The following is a 5,327-nucleotide window of genomic DNA, read 5'->3' as shown; positions in this document are numbered from 1 at the left end:
GCATGCCGATCAGGGCGACCACCGCCACCAGCACGTCCAGCCCCAGCTTGACCGCCATCTTCGGGTAGGACACCGGCAGGTCCAGCGACGTCCGGGTCCAGACCAGCCCGGCGCCGGTGACCAGTTGGACGACCGCGCTGGTGACCATGTACCCGCCGGTCACCGGGTCCTTCCCGCGCAGCTGGTAGAAGACGCCGCCCAGCAGCGCGGCGAACCCGAAGAGGTGGAAGACGAGGAACACGTACCGAAGGATTTCCATGCCGGTGATCTCTCCCAGAGACGGAACGGGCGGGTTCCCTCCCGTGGAACCCGCGGTCAAGAGCGTCCGGCGCTCCGGTCTGTGACATCGCCGGGCGGCGGAGAGACGTGGATCACACCGCCGCCGGGCTGCGGGAGCCGGTTCTGCGCGCTGAGCCGGTGGGCCGTCCTGAGCAGCAACTGCCCCAGGTGCGGCCGCCGTTCGGCGCGGAAGCGGGTCTCGACGCCGGTGATGCTGACGGCCCACGCCGGTCGGCCGTGCTGGTCGAAGACGGCGGCGGCCATCCCCCAGCTGCCCTCCAGGACGAGGGCCGGGTTGGTCGCGTAGCCCGCCGTCCGGGTCCGGCGGACGCGTTCGCGGATGCGTTCGGCGCTGTGCTCCTCGCCCCACTGCGGGACGAGCTCGGCGCGCTCGAGGTAGGCGTCGGCCTCCCGGTCGGGCAGGAAGGACAGCAGGGCCAGTCCGCCGGAAGCGACGCCGAGCGGGAAGCGGGTGCCCTCCTGGAGCACGAAGGAGCGCAGCGGGAAGCTGCCCTCCTCCCGCAGCACGCAGACGCTCTCGTCCCCCCGGCGCAGCGAGAGGAACGCGCTCTCGCCCGTCTCGTCGGCCAGGGCCCGGACGGCGGGCCGGGCGGTTTCGACGAAGTCGTAGCGGCGGGCGGCCAGCGTCCCCATCAGGAACATCTCGGGGCCCGGGTGCCAGGTGCCGGTCGTCCGGTCCCGGTCCAGCAGTCCGGACTCCTGCAGGGCGGACAGGATCCGGTGGGCCGTGGTGCGGGCCGTCCCGGTCAGCCGCGCGGCCTGCGCGGTGCTCACGCCGTCCGCCGCCGCGCTGACGACGCGCAGCAGGGCGGCGGCCCTGCCGATCGCCTGGGTGCCTTCCACCGGGCCTCCACATCATGGACGGGTCCGGCCCGTCCGCTCACCATCGGGGCGGTTCTGCCCTTCGACAGGGTATTTCCCCGCAGGTCGTTGCCGGTGCGCGGCCCCCTTCCTACGGTGCTGTGGTGCGTCCACGAGGTGGACGGGAGAACAAGGAGTGGGCATGTCGAAAGTGTTCACCGGTGCGTCCTCGGCACTGGAGGGGCTGCTCCGCGACGACCTGACCATCGCGGTCGGCGGGTTCGGCCTGAGCGGCAACCCGACGGACCTCATCGAGGCGGTCCGCGACTCGGGCGTGCAGGGCCTGACGATCGTCTCGAACAACATGGGCGTGGACGGCAAGGGCCTGGGCCTGCTACTGGAGCGCCGGCAGGTCCGCAAGGTGGTGGGCAGCTACGTGGGCGAGAACAGGCTGTTCGCCTCGCAGTACCTGGACGGCACGCTGGAGGTGGAGTTCACGCCCCAGGGCACCCTGGCCGAGCGGCTGCGGGCGGGCGGGGCGGGGATCCCCGCCTTCTACACCGCCACGGGCGTCGGGACGCCGGTCGCGGAGGGCAAGCCCACCGCCCGGTTCGACGGGCGGACCTACCTGCTGGAGCGGGCGATCGTCCCCGATCTGGCGCTCGTCCACGCCCACCGCGCCGACCCGGAGGGCAACCTGACCTACCGGCTGGCGGCCCGCAACTTCAACCCGCTGGTGGCCACCGCCGGGACGGTCACCGTGGCCGACGCGGAGGAGGTCCTGACGGACGGCTTCCTCGACCCCGAACTGGTGGTCACGCCCGGGGTGTTCGTGCACCGGGTGGTGGCCTCGCGGCCCCGGGCGAAGGACATCGAGCAGCGCACCGTGCGCACGAAGGAGGCGTGAGATGGCGTGGACCCGCGAGCAGATGGCGGCGGTCGCCGCCGGGGAGCTCCAGGACGGCCAGTACGTGAACCTGGGGATCGGGATCCCCACCCTGGTGGCCAACCACCTGCCGCCCGGGGTGCGGGTGACGCTGCAGAGCGAGAACGGCATCCTGGGGACGGGGCCGTTCCCGTACGAGGGCGAGGAGGACGCGGACCTGATCAACGCCGGCAAGCAGACCGTGACGCTGCGGCCGGGGGCGAGCGTGTTCGACTCGGCCACCTCGTTCGCGATGATCCGGGCCGGGAAGGTGCAGACCGCCGTGCTCGGCGCGCTCCAGGTCGCCGCCAACGGCGACCTGGCCAACTGGACCGTCCCCGGCAGGCTGGTCAAGGGGATGGGCGGGGCGATGGACCTGGTCGCGGGCACCCCGCGGGTGGTCGTGCTGACCGAGCACAACGCCAAGGACGGCAGCCCCAAGGTCGTCGAGCGCTGCACGCTGCCGCTGACCGGCGCCGGCGTGGTGCAGCGGATCATCACCGACCTGGCCGTCTTCGACGTCACCCCGCGGGGGCTGGTCCTGGTCCGGTCGGCGCCCGGCGTCGGCGTCGGGGAACTGCGCGAACGCACCGGGGCGCCGTTCGACGCCCGGCTCCCGCAGGAGGTCTGAACGCCCCGCGCCGGGGGCGCGGCCCGCGCCGTTCCTCCGCCGCCGCGCGCCCGGTTTCCGGAATTCCCGGAAAGGCCGTCCGGAAGTGCCGGCAATTCCCCACCGCCGTGCCGGACCCATTGACCGGCGGGTGACTGCGCCGGATACTCCCGGTGTCCCGAACGCGCCGGGAGCCTCTGTTGCGGAGGCCCCCGGCACGGATTATCGCTACCCCGAGGAGCGGAATTGACCGGACCGTGGGAGAGCCTTCCACGTGATTTCTCCGCCGAACTCAGGGCCGAGCAGAAATCCCTCGCCGCCGAGATCGTCCGGGAGATCAGGTCCGCCGTCCCGGAATTCTCCCGACCGCCCTCCGGGCAATTCGGCGCCGGAATGCAGCAGGGCGTGGAGACCGCGCTCGCCGAGTTCACCGACCGGCTCGCCGGGCTGCCCGCCTCCGGACCGCACCGGCTGCGGGCGCACCGCTCGCCCGGCCGGGGCGGGTGCGCCGAGGGCCGCGGCCCGGACGCCCTGCGGGCCGCGTTCCGGCTCGGCGCCCGGATCGCCTGGCGCCGGTACGCCCTGGTGGCCCGGCGGCGCGGCCTGGCCGCGGAGCAGTTGGCGGCCCTGGCCGAGGCGGTGTTCGCGCACATCGACGAGGTCGCGGCGGCCGGCGTCCAGGACCGTCCGGACGCCCGCGCCGACCGGGCCGGTGCGCCCGGCCGGGCCCGGCACCGGCTGCACGAGCTGCTGCTGGCGGGCGCCGACCCGGCCGAACTCGCCGCCGCCGCCCGCCTCGCCGACTGGCCGCTGCCCGCGCAGATCGCCGCCGTCTCCCTCGACCCGCGCCCGACGCCCCGCCCGCCGACGCCTCCCGGTCCTCCCGGGCCACCCGGGGCCCCCGCGCCTCCCCCGGCCCGGCTGCCCGAACAGGTGCTGCCCGAGCAGGTGCTGCCCGAACAGGTGCTGGCCGGGCTGGACGGGCCGCAGCCGTACCTGCTGCTGCCCGATCCGGCCGCCCTGCTCGCCGATCCGCGGCTCGCCGCCGCCCTGCACGGGCGCGGCGCGGTGATCGGCCCCGCGGTGCCGCCCGCCCTCGCCGCGCAGTCGCTGCGCTGGGCCCGGCTGCTCCGAGCCGCGCTCCCGGAGGCCCCGCGGCGCCCGGTCGACTGCCGCGAGCGCTACGCGGACCTGCTGCTGCTCACCGATCCGGCGCTGGTCCGGCTGATCGCCGAACGCCGGCTGGCGCCGCTCGCCCCGCTCACCCCCAAGCAGCGCGACCGCCTCGCCACCACCCTGCTGGCCTGGCTGCAGACCGGTCGCGGCACCGCCCCCGAGGTCGCCGCCCGGCTCGGCATCCACCCGCAGACCGCCCGCCACCGCCTGCACCGCGTCCACCAGCTCTTCGGCCCGGCCCTCTCCTCCCCCGACGTCCGCCTCGAACTGGAGATCGCCCTCCGCGCCACCGCCGCCGCCCGGAACACCCCGGCCCGCACCCCCTCCCACCTGGTCCGATAGCGTCACCCGCATGACTGATCGATCGGTGGCCGCGGGTCTGGCCCTGGCCCGGGTGCTGGCCCACTGCGCGGACGACCCGGCGGCGGCGCTCGGGCAGCTGGCCGGGGCGGTGGCGGCCGACCCGGCGGACCCTGAGCCGTACGCGCTGCTGGCCGAGCTGCGGGCGGAGCGGCCCGCCGAGCTGGGGGCGCTGCTGGCCCGCGCCAACACCCTGAGCACGGTGCTGGCCCGCTCGTACTTCTGCTTCCTGGACGGGGAGTTGGACGAGGCGGTACTGGCTTTGGGCGCGGTGGCCGGGGCCCGGCCGGCGGTGGCGTGGGCGGCGGCGCCGTGGTTCGGCGACCCGCGGGTGGCGGCCCTGGTCGATCCGGAGGCGCTGGCGGAGGCCGCGCTGCGGATCGGCGACCACGGCCACCCGCTGGACGTTCCGGCCGTGGCGGAGGCGCTGGCGCCGTGGGTGGCCGCGGTGGAGGCGGTCGCCGGGCGGGCGCCGCAGCCGGAGACGGTGGCCCGGTACGCGCTGTTCCTGCGGATGTGCGGGCTCCCCGAGCGGTCCTTCGCCCTGTGCGACCGGGCCGACGCGCTCGCCCCGGCGATGCTGACCGAGGTCGTCCGGGCCGGGACGTGGCGCGAACGGGGCGACCTCGACCGGGCCGCCGACGCCTTCGAGCGCGCCCTGCTGCTGGACCCGGCGAACTGGTCGCTGCACCTGGACCTGGCCGATCTGGACGCCGTGCGCGGCGACTTCGCCTCCGCCGCGGCCCGCACCGCGCGCGGCCTGGAACTGGAGCCCGCCGAACCCACCCTGCGCGCCGCGCACGCCGCCTACCGGTTCCGGCTCGCCCCGTCCGCCCCGGCGCTGCGCGAACTCCTGGACGCGGCGGGCGCGTTGCCGCCGAGCCCGTACCGCCGCCAACTGCTCGACCTGGCCCGCGCCACCGACGCCACCGACCCGCTCGCCGACCTGCCGACCGACCTGCCGGCCGACCTGCTCGCCGAGGCGGACCGGCTGCGCGACGGCAACTGACCCGCCGTCATCGGTTCGCGGACGTCGCACTAGTGCCGCGTCAGGCAGCCTTTGCCGTGAAGGAGCGACGTCCGGTGCGTGCTATCGGCGTGCCGGCCGGAAGCCCTCGTACTGGGTGTACTCGGGTTTTCGGCCGGTGCGGCGAG

6 protein-coding genes are annotated in these 5,327 nt (G+C 75.5%); 4 read left to right on the top strand and 2 right to left on the bottom strand.

Annotated elements, in window-relative coordinates; genetic code table 11:
* Together ACFUEL_RS34370 and ACFUEL_RS34365 are read right to left on the bottom strand one after the other, a co-directional pair.
* Positions 1-259: hypothetical protein (locus ACFUEL_RS34370; protein WP_380241277.1), on the bottom strand; the 259-nt coding region annotated here is incomplete at its 3' end.
* 56 nt (positions 260-315) lie between these two features.
* A complete protein-coding gene (locus ACFUEL_RS34365; RefSeq protein WP_380241275.1) occupies positions 316-1,143 on the bottom strand; it encodes an IclR family transcriptional regulator in 828 nt (275 codons plus the stop codon).
* Between the two features lie 160 nt (positions 1,144-1,303).
* Here ACFUEL_RS34365 and ACFUEL_RS34360 point away from each other — a divergent pair, with 160 nt between their 5' ends.
* The 4 genes from ACFUEL_RS34360 to ACFUEL_RS34345 all read left to right on the top strand — a co-directional run bounded on the left by ACFUEL_RS34360 (position 1,304) and on the right by ACFUEL_RS34345 (position 5,181).
* Positions 1,304-2,008 carry a CoA transferase subunit A gene (locus ACFUEL_RS34360; protein WP_380241273.1) on the top strand — a complete coding sequence of 235 codons (705 nt, stop codon included), beginning with the start codon at positions 1,304-1,306 and terminating at the stop codon, positions 2,006-2,008.
* A 1-nt stretch (position 2,009) separates the two neighbouring features.
* On the top strand, positions 2,010-2,657 hold the full coding sequence (locus tag ACFUEL_RS34355; protein WP_380241271.1) for a CoA transferase subunit B: 648 nt from the start codon (positions 2,010-2,012) through the stop codon (positions 2,655-2,657).
* Between the two features lie 225 nt (positions 2,658-2,882).
* Entirely contained in the window at positions 2,883-4,154 is a 1,272-nt protein-coding gene (locus ACFUEL_RS34350; protein ID WP_380241270.1) for a helix-turn-helix domain-containing protein, read from the top strand.
* 10 nt (positions 4,155-4,164) lie between these two features.
* Positions 4,165-5,181 carry a tetratricopeptide repeat protein gene (locus ACFUEL_RS34345; RefSeq protein ID WP_380241268.1) on the top strand — a complete coding sequence of 339 codons (1,017 nt, stop codon included), beginning with the start codon at positions 4,165-4,167 and terminating at the stop codon, positions 5,179-5,181.
* Positions 5,182-5,327: the final 146 nt, after the last annotated feature.

The organism is Kitasatospora sp. NPDC057198 (assembly GCF_042670125.1).
Lineage (GTDB): Bacteria > Actinomycetota > Actinomycetes > Streptomycetales > Streptomycetaceae > Kitasatospora.
Note: the sequence above shows the minus strand (reverse complement) of the source record. Positions and strands in the feature narration are given on the sequence as shown.

What these genes read in the sequence shown, in the direction of transcription:
- ACFUEL_RS34360 (WP_380241273.1), top strand. Translation starts at nt 1,304, where the DNA reads ATGTCGAAAGTGTTCACCGGTGCGTCCTCGGCACTGGAGGGGCTGCTC.
- ACFUEL_RS34355 (WP_380241271.1), top strand. Translation starts at nt 2,010, where the DNA reads ATGGCGTGGACCCGCGAGCAGATGGCGGCGGTCGCCGCCGGGGAGCTC.
- ACFUEL_RS34345 (WP_380241268.1), top strand. Translation starts at nt 4,165, where the DNA reads ATGACTGATCGATCGGTGGCCGCGGGTCTGGCCCTGGCCCGGGTGCTG.